This is a genomic window from Aliiglaciecola lipolytica E3 (genome assembly GCF_000314975.1).
Classification (GTDB): domain Bacteria; phylum Pseudomonadota; class Gammaproteobacteria; order Enterobacterales; family Alteromonadaceae; genus Aliiglaciecola; species Aliiglaciecola lipolytica.
The window spans coordinates 1-20,722 of sequence record NZ_BAEN01000051.1 but is presented as its reverse complement, the minus strand read 5'-3'; the positions used below and the strand labels follow the sequence as shown (position 1 = coordinate 20,722).

Below are 20,722 nucleotides of genomic sequence, written 5' to 3'. Positions count from 1 at the left end.
ATAAAGTGAATTCGATGAAAAGCAATTTAATTTTGCCCTTTTTATGGGCCACAGCATTTATATTAACTGCTCCCGTCACCTTGGCGGCCGAAGCAAAATCTGAATTTGACGCATTAAATAATATTTATCTGCCAGATATAACCGAATTTGATTCTCCTAAACGCATACTATTTATTGGCAATAGTTTTAGTTTTTACAACAATGGTATTCACAATCATTTAGGCAGCTTGATTCGATCTGCAGGTGATTGGCAAGCAGGGAAAAATCGTCTGCGACTATCAACGCTTTCCGGCGGACATATATATGAACATTTAACCGATCTAAATTATTACTTAAGTAAACCAGATGAGCACTGGGAAGCCATGGTATTGCAAGGTCACAGTAACGAACCTATTGACGCAAAAAAGAAAGTCTTATTTGAAAAAGCAACTGACAAAGCAATTTCAATGATAAAAGAAAAGGAAATAAAACCGATTTTGTTTATGACTTGGGGGTATAAAGGCGAGCCTGACATGGCAGAAAAGCTTGCCAATACCTATATTAAAATAGCAAATCGGCATGATGTGCCTGTTGTCCCCGTCGGTCTGGCCTTTGCGCAAGCTGAAAAAAGCCTCGCGGACATCGAACTATTTGTGCCAGATGTGTTAGGTGTAAATAACCTTGATCAACAAAACGCGACTTTAAAGTACCGTAAAGTTTGGAAGCATCCTAGCGAAGCAGGGACCTATTTAGCTGCTTGCGTTTTTTATGCTAGTTTATACAAACAGTCGCCCGAAGGGCTGATTTTCCACGGTAAACTTTCGCCACAAGTCGCTGCACAGTTACAGGCCATAAGTTGGCAAGTGACCAGTGCATTTTTAGATATCAAAGATAAAACGTGACCACATGAAAAAAATAAAAAATAACACATTACTATTTTCGATATTGTTACTGGTAGTAAGTAATTACTCTTTCGCTAACACATGTGAATTCAAAGCAGTGAGTTTTTTGACTGATTTTGAAGGGGGAAAACTCTCTAGCTGTGAGCAATTAACAGAAAATCACTTTTTATTGACTACAGATGCAGAGGACTGGCCGATTAATCGCAGCCCTTGGTACGCGTTCAAAGTAAAACTGAAGAAGCCGGGTAAGCCACAGAAACTAAAGTTAACGGTTGCGGCTGTCGATGCGCGTTCTCGCTATATTCCGAAAATAAGCGATGATGGTGATAAGTGGCGAGAAACGTCTTTTACTGTACAGGACGCAAAGTTAAATTTTGATATTGAAGTATCCGACCAAGTTTACGTCGCAGCACAGGAAATTATTGATAACGCTGATTATCAAACTTGGATAGAAAAAATATCAGCGAGCAGTAGTTTCGGGCAAGTTTCGATTGGTGAATCTTCACAAGGAAGAAAAATCGATGGCCTAATTTATCAACAGCCAAACAATAAAGAATGGATACTGATTATTGGCCGGCAGCACCCTCCTGAAGTAACGGGGGCAATGGCGCTTTTGAGTTTTGTCGAAGAAATCGCTGGACAAGTGAGTAACAATGCGAATTTCGCCTCGCGCTTTAATATTTTGGTTATCCCTAATCTCAATCCAGATGGCGTAGCAGAGGGCAATTGGCGACATAATGTGAATGGTATCGATTTGAACCGTGATTGGGGAAAGTTTACCCAAAAAGAAACCCAGATTGTGCAACAAAAGCTAGAGCAGCTTTTAACTGAGGATCAGCGTTTAGTGTTTGCTCTGGATTTCCATTCTACTCAACAAGATATTTTTTACACTATGCCAACGGATTACCATATTGCACCTCAAGAATTGGTTAATAATTGGTTGGCAAAGGTAAAAGAACACAGTCTTTCTTCTTTCGTGGTGCGGCCAAAGCCCGGCACTAGCCCTGGACGCGGCGTATTCAAACAATATATTGCAGATACCTACCATGTTCAGGCTGTGACATTTGAAATAGGTGACAATACGCAACGTGACTTGATAGAACATGTAGGCGTTGTAAGTGCTCACACACTAGTAGATATACTGTTGAAAACACCCAGTCAGGCGTTTATTTACACAGCTCCAAACGCAGAAACAAAGTAGCAAAAGTCATTTTGTGATAAAAACGTGATGAAATAACTTTGTGCTATTTCCGGTTTAATAAGTACCGACTTGATACTTATTAAACTGGAACAACTATGAAACATGTACGCTACTTTTTATTTTTTCTCATTACACTCTTCACTACAGGAGTATATGCTTCTGATCCGATCGAAACTGGCTTTTTTAATAATCATGCTATTTATGGTTATGACACTGTCGCTTATTTCACACAAAATAAAGCCGTAAAAGGCAATAAAAACATCACTACAAAGTGGCGCGGAGCACAATGGCACTTTGCCAATGAACAGCATCGCGACATGTTTATTACCGACCCAGAGAAGTACGCGCCTCAGTATGGTGGTTACTGTGCATTTGCCATGTCAGAAGGACGATTGGTAGGAATTGATGAAGACGCGTTTAGCATCATAGATGGCAAACTTTACCTAAACTATAGCAATAGTATTAAGCGGGAATGGTTAAATAATAGCGCTGAGTTTATTCAACAAGCAGATGAACAATATCCCATTGTTGTTGATTTATAGTCTCACACACTATTTATCTTATGGTTGTATATCAGCAAACTTAATCAGTTTTTTACTGTTAGCCTGTACCAATCCGTGCCGCAAAACCTTAAAATGGTCCCAAATGATTGAACGGATGGTTTATGACACGCTCAGTAATCAAAATCGCTACACGTAAAAGTGCACTAGCACTATGGCAAGCAGAATTTGTTAAAGCAGAATTAGAAAAAGCACATCCCCATATTCAGGTGGAATTAGTGCCGATGACCACCAAGGGCGATGTGATTTTAGATACCCCATTGGCTAAAGTTGGTGGTAAAGGGCTCTTCATTAAAGAATTAGAAGTTGCCATGCAAAAAGGCGAAGCCGACATTGCTGTACACTCTATGAAAGATGTACCTGTCGAATTCCCGCAAGGGTTTGGATTGCACGCTATATGCAAACGCGAGAATCCATTTGATGCGTTTGTTTCGAATAAATTCGAAGATATCGTTTCCCTTCCGCAAGGTGCAGTTGTGGGCACATCTAGCCTGCGCCGACAGGTCCAACTCAAAGCTTATCGCCCCGACATTAAAATTAAAGATCTGCGCGGCAACGTTAATACCCGATTAGCTAAATTAGATGATGGGCAATATGACGCGATTATACTTGCCTGTGCAGGTTTAATTCGTTTAGGCATGGCAGACCGAATTCGCCAAGAAATGAGTTCCAGAGTGTCACTGCCCGCCGTAGGACAAGGTGCGGTAGGCATTGAGTGTCGTACCGACGATGCTGATTTAGTTGCGCTTTTACAGCCGTTGAACCACCCAGAAACTGCCACATGTGTAGTAGCTGAACGAGCTTTAAATGCTAAGTTGCAAGGTGGCTGTCAGGTACCCATCGGTAGTTTCTGTGAAATAGTGGACAATCAATTGCATTTGCGAGGCTTGGTAGGCTCAATTTCCGGAAAGCAAATAATTGTAGCCGAACAATATGGCGATATGTCTGAACCAGAAGCCCTTGGCGTTGCAGTTGCAGAAAAATTGCTGGCTCAAGGAGCCGATGATTACCTAAAAGAAGCCTACGTGTAATCTGAATGACAATTCTATTGTTTCGACCAAAAGAAAAAGTCGCGCAAAGCACCGATTATTTGCAGCGACACGCCATCAATGCTGTGGGTATAGGACTGATTGAAATTGATATTAATCAGCAAAACCTGGTTCATTTTAAACAAGATATTTTAAGCAAAAATGTGAATCAACTTAGTCAATGCAAATGCATATTTGTGAGTACTCATGCTGCAGATATTATGATTGATAGCATCGAAAGTTGGCCAAAGGAAATGTCAGTTTTTGCAGTTGGCCCCAGTACTGGCGAGCGGTTATCTCAATTGACATCACAGGTATATGTACCTGACATGGCAAACTCTGAGGGCTTGTTGTCATTGCCCCAGTTGCAAGATTTAACTGACACGACAGTTTATTTATTAAAAGGCGTAGGCGGAAGAGATATGTTGCCTGCTGAATTGAAGCGCCGTGGTGCAAATGTAGAAAATATCGATTTATATAACCGCCTAGTTTGTTCAAACTATTCGCAAACAGATAATTGGCAGCAACATGATATTCAATGTATTGTGGCGACAAGTGGTGAAATTATCCAAGCTGCATGGGACAAATTTGACCAAAATTGGTTAAAATCTACACCTTGGATTCTGGTTAGTCAGCGTCTAGCCGATTATGCGGCTAAACTTGGTATACAGCACGTATATTTGAGTGCCGGTGCAAGAGACGAGCAACTAAAAGACGCAATCAATCAATTTTTGGAGCGCTAAATGACGGAAAAAGACAAAATCACGGCATTGGAAGAGGAAATGAAAGCCTTGGAAATTGAGAATGCGTCGTACGTCGAGGTCAAAGATGAGCCAGCAAAGGCTAAATCAAAATCTGACAAACCGCCAATCACGCCTAAAACTAAGAGCGCCCCAGTTAAAGAGCCTGCTGCGTATAAAAACAAAGCCAAAACAGGCTTATTGTGGTTCGTCACATTGATTAATTTGTGTCTAATATTAGCACTTGCAGGGGCTGGTTATTGGTTTTGGCAGCAGTGGGAAAACGACAAGAACACTGAAAACACAGAAATCGCTTCGCAAAAAAATGCGATTTCCGCACAAGCGCAAACTATCGACCAGTTACGTCGTTCTTTGGCGGAACAAGAATCAGATCAACAACAAGCAATTGATAAACAGAATGAGCTTATCTCGCAAGCTATAATGCAAGCGCAATCAAACAGTAAAAATTTAGCTGAGATATCAGGGCGACGCCCAGCAGATTGGTTGCTTGCCGAAGCAGACTATCTAGTGCGCATGTCGGGTCGAAAACTTTGGTTAGAAAACGATGTGCGTACTGCAATCGCTATGTTGCAAGCCGCAGATAGTCGACTACAAGATTTAGCCGACCCTTCTTTATTACCTGTAAGGCAGTTTATCGCCAGCGACATACAGAATTTACAACAAGTCAATCAGGTGTCATTAACCTCCATAGCTCTTTCATTGTCAGGCATGGTGCAACAAGTTAGTAATCTGCCATTATCTTTACCTGAAGTGGAAGTGAAAGGATTCGAGCCTCAAGAACTAACCGGTATGGCAAGAGTTTGGGCGTATATCGAAAGCAACTTTAAGTATCAAGCGAACGAAGGCCCAGTAAAACCCTTGTTGTCAGAACAGCAACAATGGTTAGCCAGAGAACAACTCAGATTTGCGTTAATGCAAGCTCAAACAGCCATTATGAAAGAGCAAGACACTTTATATAAACAAAGTTTGCAACGGGCGATTGGCTTATTAGTCGAACATTTCGATCTTGAAACCACTGAGGTCGAGAGCTTATTGGGTGCTTTACGCAATTTGGAAGATACAAATGTTGCTCGTAAGTATCCTCAACAACTCGATTCAGCTAAACCATTGCAGGATATTTTGGAAGATCGAATGAGTGATTCATTTTCAAACGGGAAGTTTGAACTATGAAAAAGATCATTCTACTGTTAATTCTTGTAGGCCTTATTATAGTCGGACTATATGCAGGTCCTGCCCTGATAAATTATCAAGGATACTTTTTAATTGCGTTAGAAAGCGGCACCTACCAAGTGTCTATTTTTGGGTTTATCGTACTTGTCGTCAGTCTGTTTTTTGTAGCTTGGTTGACGTTAATAGTCGTTCGAAAGCTAATAGATATTTTAGCCGGTTCGCAAGATTGGCTATTTGGATTTAGCAGCAGACGTAAACAAAAAGCGTTCACGAACGGCTTGATTTCATTGGCTGAAGGTAACTATTTAGACGCCAAAAAATCACTCGAAAAAATTCGTCGTGAAGATTTTGACGGCATAAATTTACTCGCCCTAGCTGAAGTAGAAGCGCAACTAAATCATAAGTTAGAAGCACGTGAACTTTGGTATGAAGCAGCAGAAAAAGACAAAACCGCGTTAGCCGCTAATTTGTGTCTATTACGTGATTTAATGATCGAAAACAAATGTGAGCAAGTGCTTACACACATAAGTGATTCGTCAGATAAAATTAAAAATGATCCTGACATCATTAAAATTTGGGCCAGAGCATTAGACCAAACGGGTAAGTATTCGATATTAAGAGAGAACGTTAAAAAGTGGAAAAAGCCACTTGGAGATGAATACGACTACTGGTTATTAAAAGCATCGAAAGGTGAGTTTGCTGAAATAGCAAGTAAAGAAGGTGCACTAAAATTAAAGGAAAAATGGCAATCTTTACCAAGAGGCGTGCGTAAAGAACCAGGTCAAATTGCGGCTTATTCTCAGCAATTGATAGATCAAAAAATGTATGAAGAAGCGCAAACTATTTTAGTAAACGGCCAAAAAAGTGGTCCTGTTCCAGTGCTCTATACTTTATATAGACAGCTTAAAAATACACAAACAAATGGTGCTATTAAGCAACTGGAAAGTTGGATTAAAAAGGACGATTCTAACGTTGAATTGTTATCTACGTTGGGTCAACTTGCATATAATTCTGGGGATTATTTACTCGCCGAAAAAGCACTTTCTAGAGCAATTAAACTCGCCAATGAACGTCGAGATGTGCTGTTACTCGCACAAATAAAAGAAGCCCAAAAAGACAATATTCACGCCTTAGAGCTCTACAAGAAAACCGTCTTGAATGAGTCATGAGCGGTTCATTACCGCTCATAAAATCTTTTTTTAGTACCTTACAAAACACCAAAAAGTAGAATTTTTGCTCTTCGAATTTATATTTGTAACACTCACTACATTAAAAACTTTTCAAACTAGTATATATTTTGTATCGATGACTACATTAAACACCAAAAAATCAAATACTCGTCCCAAAGTAAATCATAGTAAAAATACAACAAATAGCCACACGACTTGCTTTTACTGTTTATGTATCGTTTAATACAATAAAAGTATAGGCTTAGAGCACGATATTTGTAATGAATGATACAAAAAATAAACAGACCCGAGGACGACCACGAAAACTCGATGCTGATAATGGCTTAGAGAAAGCACTGACGCTGTTTCAAAAGTACGGATTTGAAAATGTGTCTGTGGCAGAACTTTGTCGTAATTTAGCTGCTACCCCCACATCGTTATACGCAACCTATGGAAATAAACAGACGCTTTTTTCACAAGCTATTGCGCTCTACAAATCAAAGTTTTTCGGAAATCTTGAAACGGTGCTCAAGGCTTCAAACAACTCTAGTGAAATGTTCAGACAATGCTTAGAAATGAGCTTGGAATTTTACCTCAATGACAATCAAAAGTGTGGATGTCTCATATTACAAGGTAACACTTTTTGTCGAAATAAATCGTTACTCTCAGAAATAGAAAACTACCAAATAGCAATCCAGTTATGTCTCAAAAATCGACTGCATGAATTAGGTTCAGAAAGTGCAGAAGAACTAGCAGATGTATTAATGACTCTGATGCGAGGAATCGCACTTTCGGTAAAATCTGAAACTGACGAAGACAAACTTTACACCACATTAGAATTTTTCTGCACCGCGTTTGAGTGCTGATTGTTTTAGTTTGTATTCCTCAAATTAAATTAAATTACTGGATAAGGTCAACTTCGCCTAATGCATTTTTTTAGAGATCATTTTTTACGAGTTTGTAATTAGTTTGATATAGGAATTTTTGTTGATTCTAGTAAGTTAGTACACACTTACATGTTTTAGAAAAAGCCTAAACCAGTCATACCATTTTGATAAGGCGTAGAATCTATTTTAGGGCAATGGACTAACAGAGTTTCGTGTTATGAGCTCTGGGCCGAACAGGTTTTTTATGGGGTTACTTTCTTTGTAAACGGTATTTAGGATGTACTTTGCTGCCATTTCACCCATGTCGTAGATAGGGTTATGTAGCGTAGTCAGCTGCGGATAAAGAAGATGCGCAAGTAAGTCGTTATCGTAGCCGATGATAGAAAGATCTTTTGGCAAATCTAGCCCCATATCGCGAGCACAGGTTATTGCACCAGACGCCATCCAGTCATTGGCGCAAACTAAGGCGGTAAACTCCTTATTGTCTTTCAACAATTCAGTTAATCCGTCAACACCGTCTGACTCCAAATAGTTCCCTTGATAAAATAGGTTTTGATCAATCTTTAGCCCAGCTTCTTTTAGCGCTCGTTTGTGGCCTGCGAGTCGTTGGTTTGCATCAACTTTTGAAGTTGGACCTGCGATATAAGCAATTTTAGTATGACCGGATTCTATAAGGTGGCGGGTACCTAAATAACCACCTAATTCGTTATCCAGACTGATACAGGCTTCTTCCATGCCCGGAACGACTCTATTAATTAATGCGATAGGAGTATTGTCACGATTTACTTTTCTCAGCATATCATCTGTCAGTGCTTCAACATGCAATATTAATGCATCACAATTGCGTCCAATCAGGAAGTCTACCCCTTCTTGTTCTTGCTCTAAATCGTTGTGACCTACGGTAATAATCGAGTGTTTATTGGCTTGCCGCAACGTTAATTCAACCGCAGTTAACATGTTACAAAAGAAGTGACTATTTATTTCAGAAACAAGAATGCCAACACTGTTTGAACGGCTAGATGCAAGTGATCTAGCCACCGAATTCGGGCTATATGAAAGTAGCGATATGGCGTTATCAACTTTTGCTTTGAGTTGTTGATTAACTGTCGAACGACCGTTTAATACGCGGGAAACCGTAGATACCGAAACACCTGCTAACTTCGCCACTTCATAAATTGTTGCCATTACTTCGCTCTTAAATCAAGTTTCTACTTAATTACTCAACCATCACTTATACAGTGCTTAAAATAGGTGCATTGCGACGTTCTGTGAGTTCTTCTAATATTTGTTGTTGCAGCTTTTCAGTTAATGGATAAAAAACCATCAAAATTGCGCCTGCAAATCCGAACGCAGCAGGAATAAAGCTCATGAGTTGCTTCATACCGGGCAAAGCTGCGTTGATTGTACTTAAATCCATGCCATCATAACCATATTTAGCTAAAACCACTAGCACCAATGCTCCTGCAAAACCACCTCCGGTTTTTTGTACAAAAGTTCCTGCGGAATATATTAACCCAGTAGCTCGTCTGCCATTACGCCACTCCGAATAATCCGCGGAATCGCCCAACATTGAGAAAAATAGTGTAGGCATCATGGCTGCAAAAAACTCGGCGCTACAACCTAATACAAAGACCATAGAAACGTCTTTTTCGGGGATCCAATAGAAGCCGCATGTAATTAAGCTGCTGAGTACCATCGCTATAATAAATAAATTCCTGCGACCAAATTTATTCGCTAAAAAACTTGTGCACAAAGCACCTAAAATAGAGACCACTAAAAGACCTATAAAATACTGTCCTACAAGCAATGCATCACCAATATAGTATTTAAAATAGTAAGCAATAACGCCGTATTTGATGCCATTAAACATCATGGTTAAGAATCCCATTCCCAATAGAATCAACCAAGGCTTGTTGGTGATAAGGTCAAGCATGTCTCTTTTAGAGCCTGTGACTTCCTTGTTGTCATCTTTAATCAACCTCTTTATTAAGACGCCTATGACAGCAAAAACCAAAACAAATATAATTCCGCTAATTAGATTTCGATAATAAAAGAAAGCAGTAATGCTAATTAAGGGGGCTAATAAAAAAGGTAAATGTGTCATTAAATCTCGTAGCTCAACTGCCAACCCATTTGACGATTGCTGAACGGGAATAACTCTTTCCTTGGTGGTAAAGACAGTAATTAGCATTAACACGCAAAGTAGCGCAGCAAAGACGTACATTGTGTACTGATAGCCAATAGCATCGTTGCCTTCACCGAAATATTTTACCAAGGTTGGTAAGAACCCCATCACCAGCAGACCACCTAAAAACGCGCCTGCAAAGCGGAAACCTGACAAGCTAGTGCGCTCCTTATCATTTGCGGTCATCACCCCCATTAATGCGGAATAAGGTACGTTATTCATTGTGTAGGCTAACGTTAATCCAATGTAGGTTACGTAGGCGTATATTAACTTTCCGGTATCATTAAAATCAGGAGTGGTGAAACACAACACCATAAAAACGCAAAGAAATGGCGTGGACCAAAGAATCCAAGGACGAAATTTTCCCCATGACGTGTTAGTCCGATCAGCAATCATACCCATAATAATATCGGTAACACCGTCGGATAAACGTACAACTAGAAACAAGATAGCAGCTGCCGATGCTGCTAACCCAAAGGTGTCAGTGTAAAACACTGCGAGATATGCAAGTGCGCCACGCCATACTAGATTAGCCGCAGCATCTCCCATGGCATATCCAACTTTTTCATATAGGGGTAGTTTAGACATAGGGAACAAGTCCTTGTTTACAAATAATGTTTCATGAATTCAACAACTAAACTTGGCGGTCTGCCAACAACGCTTTGTATGCCAAACCACTATGTTTAACTGTTCGTTGTTGAGTTGCATAATCAACATATACTAAACCAAAACGTTTCAGATAGCCTTCAGCCCACTCAAAGTTGTCCATTAGGCTCCATGCAAAATAGCCTTGAATATTCACACCTGCCACAATCGCATTATTAACCGCATTAAGGTGCGCATCATAATAGGCGATACGATCGAGATCGCGTATTTCACCATCCTCTATTTTATCTGCCATTGCTGCACCATTTTCAGTAATGTAGATAGGCGGAAGCGAATAAAGATGATTTAGTCTAACCAAAACATCAGTAAAAGCTTGTGGATATATCTCCCAGCCAATATCGGTTTTGGGTTCTAAGTGAGCATGCTCTGTATAGAATTCGTCATTTTTGGTAGGCGCGGAATAAGTGAGTCTGGTATAAAAATTAACCCCTATAAAATCGATTGGTTGACCAATAATGTCTAAGTCGCCAGGCATAATTTCCGGCCGTTGAGATTCGGGTAATTTTGCCAAAATGTCGGGGTAGGCTTTGTCCATTATTGGCTTGATATACCATTGATTTATATACTGATCGGCCAAGTCTGCAGCCTGCACATCGGCAGCGTTTTCGGAAACTGGATAACAAGGTGTAAAATTCAGCACTATACCGTTTAGGCTATCAGGACTGTTTTTACAGAGCATTTGCATGCCTAAACCATGGGCCAATAAAATGTGATGCGCGGCTTTGCGTCCAAACTCTTTACTCGCTTTACCTGGCGCATGAACGCCAACCTCATAACCTAAAAACGCGGAGCAAAAAGGTTCGTTAAAGGTTGCATAAGAATACACTCGGGAACCAAATGCTTGCGTGATAAGGTCAACATATAACTGATATTGATATGCTGTGTCGCGGTTTAGCCATCCTCCTTGGTCCTCAAGGTGTTGCGGCAAATCCCAATGATACAAAGTGACAAAGGGTTTTATGTTACGTCGATTCAATTCATCTAATAAATTCAAATAGAAGCTCACACCTTCTAAATTTAGATTGCCATCTTGCTTAATCACTCTTGGCCATGAAACCGAGAATCGGTAAGCATCAACTCCTAAGCTTTCAATGAGATCAATATCTTCACGCCAACGATTGACGTGATCACAGGCTATCTTACCGTCTGACGAATCTTGAATTTTTCCAGGAGTGGCACAAAAGGTATCCCAAATACAAGGTAGCCTAGATTCATAAGCCCCCTCAATCTGAAAAGAAGCTGTAGCGACGCCATATAAAAAGTCTTTTTTGCGCATTTTTGATACAGCAGGTAAGTTAAATTTTTTCATGATTATATCTTGTAAGTTAGGTTTTCAATTTAATATCCATTCCAAAAAACGAATGACAAAATTCGATTTGACTGAACTCATTTTACAGAAATCACTTATATGTATAGCACGCGAAACCACATTTAAGAAAGCGCTTTCTTAATAATTTTAACATCCACTTTAAAGCCACTTACGAAAAACATACTTTTAACATTTAATAAAGCACGAATCCTAAAAAATAATTTAAAGTATAAAAAACCCGTTATTAAACAGCGTTATTAACGGAAAAGTCAGTCAGTAAAAGGTTTTTGACGAAATTGAGATAAATTGAATTGGAGAATAAATTAGCAACATTTGTGAAATATTTGTAAATTTTATTTGACGACCAGCAAACTATAAATTACCTTTAAGAAAGCGGTTTCTCAAACGGTCTTTTGTCATACTCGGAAAACGCTGTCTCACTTAACACACAATTTAAATTGCTAGAGAGATAATAAGAGAGAACTAATGTGAAGCATAAAAACTTTATAAGAACACAGCTTGCTACTAGCTTATCGCTAATTTTAGGTTCGGTAACCTTGCCAGCGATTGCGCAAGACGCAGCTCTCACAGATGACACTGAAGTCATTCTGGTGAAGGGTATCCGTGGAAGTATGGTCAAATCAATGGACATAAAGCGCGAATCTGTTGGCATTGTTGATGCCATCACCGCAGAAGACATTGGTAAATTTCCAGACAGTAATTTGGCAGAGTCCTTACAACGAGTTACAGGGGTTTCCATCGACCGCCGTAACGGTGAAGGTTTCCAAGTTACCGTGCGAGGTTTCGGTCCAGAGTTTAACCAAGTAACGTTAAACGGCCGAACTATGCCGGCAGCACAGGTTAATGAAGCCGGAGGATTAAACAGTAGTCGTTCATTCGATATGAGTAATATTGCATCTGAAGGTGTTTCAGGTGCAACCATTTACAAATCTGGTAAAGCGAATATTGCCTCTGGTGGGATTGGTGCAACAGTAGACTTGCAAACTCGCAAGCCGTTCCAAAATGATGGTTTTAGCGCATCAATAGGCGCTAAAGCACTTCACGATACTACTAATCGCGTAGGTAGTGATATCACACCAGAACTATCAGGCTTCGCCAGTTGGTCTGATGACATGTTTGGTGCGTCAATTTCTGCGTCACACCAGCGCCGCGATAATGGCCGGACAGGTGCATTCACAAATGGTTGGAATGATTATTCTGGCGCTTATACAGGTGCAGATTTTATCCCCAATGGCACGACCGACGATGTGGTGATCACAAATGCACCCACCATAGGTACACAAACCAACTTCACGCCCGGTCTAAGATACAATCATTTTGATTTTGAACGTGAACGTCAAAACGCTCAGGTTACTTTGCAGTTCCGCCCCAATGATAATATGGAACTCACATTAGATTATACCTATGCAAAACAAGATATTAGATCGAACCGAAATGAATTGTCTTTATGGTTTGGTGGTGGTGCTTTCCCCACTTCAGCAGTAGAGTTTGATGGCAATACAGAAGTGGCAACACCGCTTTATTGGTTAACGGAAAACTCACCAAATTACGATCCACGCGATGTGAATTTTGGTGTGCAAGGTGGCCATGTAGAAAATAAACTCGATTCACTAGGCTTAAACTTTGAATGGCAGGTGTCTGACGATCTGACTGTCGTATTTGATGCGCATAACAGTACAGCTAAAGCAGGGCCTGGCGGCGATGGTCCGGGTAACTTCTATAACGTGGGCATTGGTGGTCAAGGTACATCAGTTCAAGGTATCGATAACTCAGGTGATTTACCGTTACTTGTAGGGGTTTGGGACGAATACGACGACATTGGTGGTAATGTTCCCGGTCAAATAGATAAAGGCGATTTGAGTTCTACAGTACGTCAAATTTGGTATGACCGTACTGAATCAGACATGACTCAGATGCGACTCGACCTTAACTACAATTTGACCGACGAAGCTTCCATTGACTTCGGAATTGAATCACGTGACATGGAATACACAAACCGCAGTTCATTTGACCAGACTGTGCTAGAAGGGAACTGGGGGGCGTCAAATCCGGGTGATATCCCAGAAAATATGGTTGATGTACTCAACTTTGCATCATTGTTTGATGGTTACTCTTCAGAGATGAGTCCTGGAGCACGTTCATTCTTTGAAAGTGCCTATGGCGGTGAAGCAGGCGGTGAGTTTGTCACCTTTGGACCTACTTCATACATTGGCGACGCAAATGCGTTGGGCCAGTTATTATCAAGTAATATCGGACTTGATTGGGCACCCAATCCAGTCGACAGTACAAATCGTTTAATTGAAGAAAAGATAACCTCTTTGTATACCCAGTTTAATTATTCTGGCGAAACCGAAGACATTACATTCGATTTGATAGCCGGTGTACGTTACGAAAAAACCGAAGTGGCATCGACAGCACAAGTCGCTCAACCAGAAATACTATGGCAAGGCGATAATGACTTCTTGGTGCAAGGTGGAGATGCATCTAATGCCCCTCTCATTTATAAAGAAGCTGATTATGATCACATTTTGCCAAGCGTAAGCTTATCTTTGGGGTTAACTGAAGATATTGTTGCCAAGATGTCGTGGAGCAAAACCATAGCCAGAGCAGACTATTCCGTATTGCAACACGGTGTATCAGGAATTGGCGGACCGATTGGTGGGCCGACAATTTTAGGCGCAAGTAACGGTACAGCAACCAATGGTAATGTGGGTTTAATGCCGATTGAGTCTAACAACTTAGATTTCTCGGTTGAATGGTACTACGGCGAAGCGAGCTATTTATCGGTAGGTTTCTTTGATAAACGTGTGCCTAACTTTATTGGTACCGAAGAAGTAGAAACCATCGCGGATACCACACGCGATCCTTCTAACGGACCGCGGGCTCAGGCAGCGATTGCTGAGTTAGAAGCGCGAGGGTTAGACGTTAATCAGCAGAATTTATTCCGTATGGTCGCGTCATTAGATGATGGTGCCGGTGGCTGTATCGCCAACCCAAATGTCGATGTTAATTTATGTGGCGCAGATTTCGATTCTGCACCTTATGAAGGCGCAAATGGTTGGGAAAATGGCGTGGATATTGTTGCACTGAGTTCTGATCCTTTGTCTGTGTTAGATGCATCAACTCCGGTTAATGCTAATGATGCAAGAATCTCTGGTTGGGAAATTGCAGCACAACACTTCTTTGGTGAGACCGGTTTTGGTATTCAGGCCAACGTCACTTTGGTGAGCGGTTCAGTTTCTTATGATGTTGCTGACACCAGCGGAGCTGCTCAGTTCGCGTTAACCGGATTGAGTGATTCAGCCAACTTAGTGTTTATTTACGAGAATAATGACCTTCAAGCTCGGATAACCTATAACTGGCGCGATGAATTCTTAAACAGTGCCAATGTGGGCGGTAATGAACCGGAATTTACAGAGGCCTATCAACAAGTAGACTTCTCTATCGGTTACAACATTACTGAAGACTGGAGTGTGTCTTTAGAGGGAATTAATATCTTTGAAGAAGATATTCGCCGCTTTGGACGCAGTAAGAGTCAATTCCGTAGCTTAGAAATCTACGGCGCTAGATACGCATTATCAACACGATATACGTTCTAGTTACGTTACCTAGCATAAAAATGCCGCTTGTCTGAGCGGTATTTTTTTTCTAGGCTAGTATTACACATTTCAACAGATGTAAATTAATGGCCAATATACAAGCGTTAAATCCACACCAACATAGTAATATTAGAATCAATAGCGACTTTGCTGATGCCCTAGGACATAACAAAGGAGCGGTAATGGTAATGCCCTCTGAATTACGCGAAGTGCAGCGAGAATATCCCATTTTGTTTAGAAAGCACCCTGAAACCGGACGTTTATTTATCAACGCATTATTGGGGTTTACGGAACATGAAAACCTTTACCTAACGAAAAATAATCAATGGCAAGCCGACTACGTACCAATGGCTTTTCGCAAAGGTCCTTTTTTAATTGGTTTTAAATCCGAAGACAAAAAGAAAACGCCTATCATATCTATTGATATGGATGATCCTAGAGTGGATGAGAAGGGTAAGGAGTGTCTGTTTGTAGATGGAAAAGAGCAAAGTGATTACTTACAAACCGTGAATGACATCCTGTATCAAATGCATGAAAACAATGCCACGCTCATTGCTATGATTAACACTTTTAATGAGCTCAATCTAATCGAACCCCTGACTCTTAATATTAATCTTCACAACGGTGAAGAAGTGAATTTTAGCGGTGCTTATACTATTGCAGAGGAAAAGCTGTTAGCTCTCACAAGTAGCGAATTAGAAAAATTAAATAGTCAGGGCTTTCTGTCCGCGGCTTACTACATTTCAGGTTCACTGAACAATGTGAACAAGCTTATTAAATTCAAACAAGCACAAGCGTCATGAATACAAACACCACACCTGCACGCAAACGCGTCATTGTCGCCGGTGGCGGCACCTCGGGTTGGCTAGCAGCGGCCGCACTAGGTAAGGTGCTAGGTAAACAACTCGATGTCAGCATTATTGAGTCTGAGGCGATTGGTCGAATTGGTGTAGGCGAGGCAACGATTCCGCCTTTACGCACTTTTCATCGCTTATTAGGGATCAATGAACGACAATTAATGAGTGAAATTCAAGCCACCTTTAAGTTGGGAATTGAATTTAATAACTGGGGAAACGAAGGCGATTCTTACATTCATTCATTTGGGGTAAATGGAAAAGATTGCTGGGCATGTGACTTTCAACATTTTTGGTTAGCCGGTCGCAAAAAAGGCTTAAACAATGATCTTATTGGCGCATATTGTCGTGAACTCATTGCAGCAAAACAAGGTAAAGCCATGGGCGGTGACAGCTCAGGCGTTCAATATGCGTATCACTTAGATGCCGGTTTATACGCCGAATTTCTGAAACGCTTGGCAATCGGCAATGGCGTTAAACATATTGAAGGTATCATCACCAATGTTAATACCAACGAGATAAATGGCAATATCGATAGTCTCGATATGCAAGATGGTAGTAAAGTAGAAGGTGATTTATTTATTGACTGCACTGGATTTAGCGGTCGTCTAATTCATGGTGCATTAAATACCAGTTATAAACCTTATGGCCATTATCTCCCCTGCGACTCAGCGGTAGCCATTCAAACCGAAAAAGTAGGCCCTCCTCGCCCGTATACACAAGCAATTGCACACAAGTTTGGCTGGCAATGGCGTATTCCACTGCAACACAGAGTGGGCAACGGTATGGTTTATAGCAGCCGATTTGTGTCGGATGATGAAGCTCTATCGACCTTGTTAGCAAACTTAGAAGGTAAGCCGATTACCGAGCCTCGCGCATTTAAATACGCCACTGGCAGACGCACCAAAGTATGGAACAAAAACTGTATTGCAATTGGTCTTTCAGCCGGATTTTTAGAGCCTGTCGAATCCACCAGCATTCATCTGGCGATGTCATCGATATTACGGCTACTGAAGTTGTTCCCTCAACAAGAGATAAAACAATCTTATATTGATGAATTTAATAAACAATCGATAGAAGAGATGGACCGGGTACGCAATTTCATCATACTGCATTATCACGCCACTGAGCGAAGTGACAGCGCGTTTTGGCGCTACTGTAAAAACATGGAAATTCCCGCTGAGCTTGCCCATCGTATCCAGTTATTTCGCGACACCGGCACAATTCCATTGACCGAAAAAGAACTATTTCGCACCGATTCTTGGAGTCAGGTAATGTTAGGGCAGCATATTATGCCAGAAACCTATCACCCCATTGTGGATATGATGGAAACGGTAGAATTAGAGCGATTTTTAGAAGGTCTAAAAGCGAAAGTTAATCAGGAAGTGGCACAAATGCCGAGCCATCAGAATTTTATAGACCACTACTGTAAAGCAAAACCAATGTGAGCTAATGAAAGTGATGTTTACGCTAACCTTCTCAGCCAAATTTAGGAGCGATTAATGGGCGCTGATCCTATTCAGAATATCGTTATTTTGGGCGGTGGCTCAGCAGGTTGGCTTACTGCGGGGTTAATTGCAGCAGAGCACAACACTTCATCGAACCAAGGTATAAAAGTGACTTTAATTGAGTCAGCAAACGTACCTACTATTGGCGTTGGTGAAGGTACTTGGCCGTCAATGCGAAACACCTTACAACGCATTGGGATCAGCGAAACTGAATTGTTTCGCGAATGCGATGCCGCATTTAAGCAAGGGGCCAAATTTGCCAAATGGGTGACAGGTGCAGAAGACGACTTTTATTATCATCCGTTGGTCTTGCCTCATGGGTTTAATGACAGCGACTTAGTCTCACCCTGGCTTCAGCAAAATCATGGGATGTCGTTTGCAGACGCGGTGTGTTGTCAAAGCCATATTTGTGAAAGAGGCTTAGCGCCTAAACAAATCACCACTCCCGAATATGCCTCGGTGGCCAACTATGCTTATCATCTTGATGCAGTGAAGCTTGGCATTTTGCTTCACAAACATTGCACGCAAAAATTGCAGGTTAACCACATCGTTGACCATGTAATCGACGTTACTTCTACCGAGCAGGGCGATATTAAAGGGTTAATGACACAACAACACGGTGAAATAGAAGGAGATCTATTTGTTGATTGTAGCGGACTGACCTCACTGCTTTTGGGTCAACATTTCAATATTCCATTTATTAGCAAAAAAGAAACGTTTTTTAACGACACTGCGATAGCCATGCATGTGCCCTATCCTAACGAAGAAGCTCCGATTGCCTCACATACCATCTCTACTGCCCACTCTGCAGGGTGGATTTGGGATATTGGACTGCCCACTCGTAAAGGAGTCGGTATCGTATTTGCGAGCGACTACATGGACGATGATTCAGCTGAAAATGCCTTGCGAGAGTATGTCAGAGCTAGTGTTGACGCGGAAACTGAAAAAAATCTTAGTTGCCGTAAAATTAGTTTCGATCCCGGCCACAGAAAAACGTTTTGGCATCGCAATTGTGTTGGCATAGGTTTATCGGCAGGATTTCTAGAGCCACTGGAAGCGTCAGCATTAGTGTTAGTCGAACAATCGGCTAGTATGCTAGTGAATGATCTACCCGCTAACCGCCAAGTCATGGACGTCATTGCTAAACGATTTAACACACGGTTACAGTATTATTGGGACACCATCGTAGACTTTCTTAAGCTCCATTACGTTCTGACAAAACGCACTGATTCACAATATTGGCTCGATCATTGTGACCGCAAAACCTGGTCTGATACATTGAACGAATCACTGGCATTGTGGAAAACCCAAATTCCCAACAAATATGACTTCCCGCTTCGCGAAGAGATGTTCCCTGAAGCCAGCTGGCAGTATGTTTTATATGGCATGGGCTTTAAAACCAATCCGCCAGCAAGTGGATTAAAAGCAGATAAAATCGAAAAAGCGAATCAATATATGCGAGAGTCGGCCCAACTCACCCAACGTTACATCAAAGCACTCCCAACAAACCGAGACTTGATCAAAAAAATTATGCAATACGGAATGCAGAAAGTGTAAATTACGACAAACAATGCAAATCAATCCAAACGCAGAAATTGACATTCAATTCATAGGCATTGAAAAAACGCCAGTTCTGATTGTGGATAATATTTTAATTAACTACAGCGAATTGATTGATACCGCTGTAAACACAACGAACTTTAGAATCATTAACTCATCCATGTATCCCGGAGTACGGGCTATTTTGCCGAAAGACTATGTACTGCAAATATTACGTGCTTTGGCTGAGCCAATTAACAAAATTTACGCGATCCCTAAAAGCAAACAATTAAGACCATTAGGCGCCTATTACTCTCTGGTTTCCATACCAGCAAGCAACCTGCATCCATTACAAATGAAACCGCATTTCGACAGCGATGAACCCTGGTACTTTGCCATGATCCATTACCTGAATCCTAACCCGCACGGCGGAACAGGTTTCTTTCGGCACAAACCCACAGGCTATGAGTGCATCACCAAAGATCGAAAAAATAATTATATTGAATTAATCAAAGGAAGCACCACAAACAATAGCGAAGAAAATGTTGGATATGTTAACCAAACAAACAGCGAATATGAATTGATCCACAGCGTGGATTATAATCCCAATAGGCTGGTTTTTTATCCCGGCAACATACTGCACTCAGGCTTAATAAATGACGAAATAGATATAAGCGACAGCCCCCAAAGCGGCCGATTAACCGCCAATATGTTCATTCACTTCACCTAAAAGCAGACCACGTTTTAGCTAAGTTCTATCAATTTTGGCAAAGCAACTCGCACAACGACCGCTTAGGAAAGACAACAATTACGACTTTTTAACCCAGCGCCGGAAATAACAGTGGAAAAAGCGCCATAATTCATTAGAATCATGCACCCAATCATATCCAATGCATATGCACCCGTAGCTCAGCTGGATAGAGCGCTGCCCTCCGGAGGCAGAGGTCAGAGGTTCGAATCCTCTCGGGTGCGCCATTTTTAAAGGCCTTTTCATTGTAGTGTTCACTAACTAAAAATTTCTGTGACCAGGTTGTGACCAAAAATAAAAAAACTCTATTTTGTAACCACACTAATTTAATTAAAGAGCAACCTAAACTAAGATACTTCCAATTCAATAAAGTACCCTCCATACGTTTTAAAACTATCCAATAATTGGACTTCCAATAGTTTGCTAGACACCAAACAACTTACATTGTAACTTCCAATAAGGGACTTTATTTAAATAAAAGGAGTTATTATGGAATTTGAAGAAGAGTATAAACAACTGTTAGCTATTGATTCTGTAGACTTTAACATTTGTTATTACTGTGGCTGTGAAGCAATTGAAAATGATTATATTCCGCCAATCAAGTATCGGTATAAAGTCCAAGACACCCCATTAACT

General features: G+C 41.0%; 16 protein-coding genes and 1 tRNA gene. 14 read left to right on the top strand and 3 right to left on the bottom strand.

The features are described from left to right. Window positions 1-14: 14 nt before the first annotated feature. The 8 genes from GLIP_RS13110 (at window position 15) to GLIP_RS13075 (ending at window position 7,636) form a co-directional block, all read left to right on the top strand. Complete coding sequence (locus tag GLIP_RS13110; protein ID WP_008845125.1) at window positions 15-881, top strand: SGNH/GDSL hydrolase family protein; 867 nt, start codon at window positions 15-17, stop codon at window positions 879-881. A gap of 4 nt (window positions 882-885) precedes the next feature. Then, entirely contained in the window at window positions 886-2,082 is a 1,197-nt protein-coding gene (locus GLIP_RS13105; RefSeq protein ID WP_040522933.1) for a M14 family metallopeptidase, read from the top strand. 95 nt (window positions 2,083-2,177) lie between these two features. Continuing rightward, window positions 2,178-2,624, top strand: a complete 447-nt coding sequence (locus GLIP_RS13100) for a YHS domain-containing (seleno)protein (RefSeq protein WP_008845123.1) — start codon at window positions 2,178-2,180, stop codon at window positions 2,622-2,624. A 122-nt stretch (window positions 2,625-2,746) separates the two neighbouring features. Further along, window positions 2,747-3,673 carry a hydroxymethylbilane synthase gene (gene hemC / locus GLIP_RS13095; protein WP_008845122.1) on the top strand — a complete coding sequence of 309 codons (927 nt, stop codon included), beginning with the start codon at window positions 2,747-2,749 and terminating at the stop codon, window positions 3,671-3,673. 5 nt (window positions 3,674-3,678) lie between these two features. Beyond that, window positions 3,679-4,413, top strand: coding sequence for a uroporphyrinogen-III synthase (locus tag GLIP_RS13090; RefSeq protein ID WP_008845121.1), 735 nt, complete (start codon window positions 3,679-3,681; stop codon window positions 4,411-4,413). Beyond that, on the top strand, window positions 4,414-5,601 hold the full coding sequence (locus GLIP_RS13085; RefSeq protein WP_008845120.1) for a uroporphyrinogen-III C-methyltransferase: 1,188 nt from the start codon (window positions 4,414-4,416) through the stop codon (window positions 5,599-5,601). After that, window positions 5,598-6,770, top strand: a complete 1,173-nt coding sequence (locus tag GLIP_RS13080) for a heme biosynthesis HemY N-terminal domain-containing protein (protein WP_008845119.1) — start codon at window positions 5,598-5,600, stop codon at window positions 6,768-6,770. Before GLIP_RS13085 ends, GLIP_RS13080 begins: the two co-directional genes overlap by 4 nt. Before the next feature lie 281 nt (window positions 6,771-7,051). Continuing rightward, window positions 7,052-7,636 (top strand): TetR/AcrR family transcriptional regulator, encoded by a 585-nt coding sequence (locus GLIP_RS13075; protein WP_008845118.1) that lies wholly within the window; start codon window positions 7,052-7,054, stop codon window positions 7,634-7,636. 207 nt (window positions 7,637-7,843) lie between these two features. On the opposite strand, the gene GLIP_RS13070 is transcribed toward GLIP_RS13075, so the two are convergent. The 3 genes from GLIP_RS13070 to GLIP_RS13060 are packed head-to-tail and all read right to left on the bottom strand — an operon-like array spanning window position 7,844 to window position 11,817. After that, on the bottom strand, window positions 7,844-8,842 hold the full coding sequence (locus GLIP_RS13070) for a LacI family DNA-binding transcriptional regulator (protein ID WP_008845117.1): 999 nt from the start codon (window positions 8,840-8,842) through the stop codon (window positions 7,844-7,846). Between the two features lie 46 nt (window positions 8,843-8,888). Further along, window positions 8,889-10,430, bottom strand: coding sequence for an MFS transporter (locus GLIP_RS13065; protein WP_008845116.1), 1,542 nt, complete (start codon window positions 10,428-10,430; stop codon window positions 8,889-8,891). A gap of 46 nt (window positions 10,431-10,476) precedes the next feature. Next, entirely contained in the window at window positions 10,477-11,817 is a 1,341-nt protein-coding gene (locus GLIP_RS13060; protein ID WP_008845115.1) for a GH1 family beta-glucosidase, read from the bottom strand. Window positions 11,818-12,305: 488 nt separating this feature from the next. On the opposite strand from GLIP_RS13060, the gene GLIP_RS13055 reads away from it, so the two are divergent. From GLIP_RS13055 to GLIP_RS13030, 6 genes are all read left to right on the top strand, one after another. Further along, window positions 12,306-15,437: a TonB-dependent receptor gene (locus tag GLIP_RS13055; RefSeq protein WP_008845114.1), complete on the top strand. Its 3,132-nt coding sequence runs from the start codon at window positions 12,306-12,308 to the stop codon at window positions 15,435-15,437. Between the two features lie 86 nt (window positions 15,438-15,523). Then, a complete protein-coding gene (locus tag GLIP_RS13050; protein ID WP_008845113.1) occupies window positions 15,524-16,240 on the top strand; it encodes a SapC family protein in 717 nt (238 codons plus the stop codon). Continuing rightward, window positions 16,237-17,739 (top strand): tryptophan halogenase family protein, encoded by a 1,503-nt coding sequence (locus GLIP_RS13045; RefSeq protein ID WP_008845112.1) that lies wholly within the window; start codon window positions 16,237-16,239, stop codon window positions 17,737-17,739. The genes GLIP_RS13050 and GLIP_RS13045 overlap by 4 nt, the downstream gene beginning before the upstream one ends. Window positions 17,740-17,793: 54 nt before the next feature. Then, complete coding sequence (locus GLIP_RS13040) at window positions 17,794-19,356, top strand: tryptophan halogenase family protein (RefSeq protein ID WP_008845111.1); 1,563 nt, start codon at window positions 17,794-17,796, stop codon at window positions 19,354-19,356. Between the two features lie 13 nt (window positions 19,357-19,369). Beyond that, window positions 19,370-20,068 carry a DUF6445 family protein gene (locus tag GLIP_RS13035; protein ID WP_008845110.1) on the top strand — a complete coding sequence of 233 codons (699 nt, stop codon included), beginning with the start codon at window positions 19,370-19,372 and terminating at the stop codon, window positions 20,066-20,068. 168 nt (window positions 20,069-20,236) lie between these two features. Next, window positions 20,237-20,313 (top strand) — tRNA-Arg (locus tag GLIP_RS13030). The last annotated feature ends 409 nt before the right edge of the window (window positions 20,314-20,722 follow it).

Bases quoted from the DNA above. Each gene is read 5' to 3' on its own strand.
- GLIP_RS13065 (WP_008845116.1), bottom strand. From the start codon at position 10,430: ATGTCTAAACTACCCCTATATGAAAAAGTTGGATATGCCATGGGAGAT.
- GLIP_RS13070 (WP_008845117.1), bottom strand. From the start codon at position 8,842: ATGGCAACAATTTATGAAGTGGCGAAGTTAGCAGGTGTTTCGGTATCT.
- GLIP_RS13050 (WP_008845113.1), top strand. From the start codon at position 15,524: ATGGCCAATATACAAGCGTTAAATCCACACCAACATAGTAATATTAGA.
- GLIP_RS13105 (WP_040522933.1), top strand. From the start codon at position 886: ATGAAAAAAATAAAAAATAACACATTACTATTTTCGATATTGTTACTG.
- GLIP_RS13100 (WP_008845123.1), top strand. From the start codon at position 2,178: ATGAAACATGTACGCTACTTTTTATTTTTTCTCATTACACTCTTCACT.
- GLIP_RS13090 (WP_008845121.1), top strand. From the start codon at position 3,679: ATGACAATTCTATTGTTTCGACCAAAAGAAAAAGTCGCGCAAAGCACC.
- GLIP_RS13085 (WP_008845120.1), top strand. From the start codon at position 4,414: ATGACGGAAAAAGACAAAATCACGGCATTGGAAGAGGAAATGAAAGCC.
- GLIP_RS13080 (WP_008845119.1), top strand. From the start codon at position 5,598: ATGAAAAAGATCATTCTACTGTTAATTCTTGTAGGCCTTATTATAGTC.
- GLIP_RS13075 (WP_008845118.1), top strand. From the start codon at position 7,052: ATGAATGATACAAAAAATAAACAGACCCGAGGACGACCACGAAAACTC.
- GLIP_RS13035 (WP_008845110.1), top strand. From the start codon at position 19,370: ATGCAAATCAATCCAAACGCAGAAATTGACATTCAATTCATAGGCATT.
- GLIP_RS13040 (WP_008845111.1), top strand. From the start codon at position 17,794: ATGGGCGCTGATCCTATTCAGAATATCGTTATTTTGGGCGGTGGCTCA.
- GLIP_RS13110 (WP_008845125.1), top strand. From the start codon at position 15: ATGAAAAGCAATTTAATTTTGCCCTTTTTATGGGCCACAGCATTTATA.
- GLIP_RS13060 (WP_008845115.1), bottom strand. From the start codon at position 11,817: ATGAAAAAATTTAACTTACCTGCTGTATCAAAAATGCGCAAAAAAGAC.
- GLIP_RS13045 (WP_008845112.1), top strand. From the start codon at position 16,237: ATGAATACAAACACCACACCTGCACGCAAACGCGTCATTGTCGCCGGT.
- hemC (WP_008845122.1), top strand. From the start codon at position 2,747: ATGACACGCTCAGTAATCAAAATCGCTACACGTAAAAGTGCACTAGCA.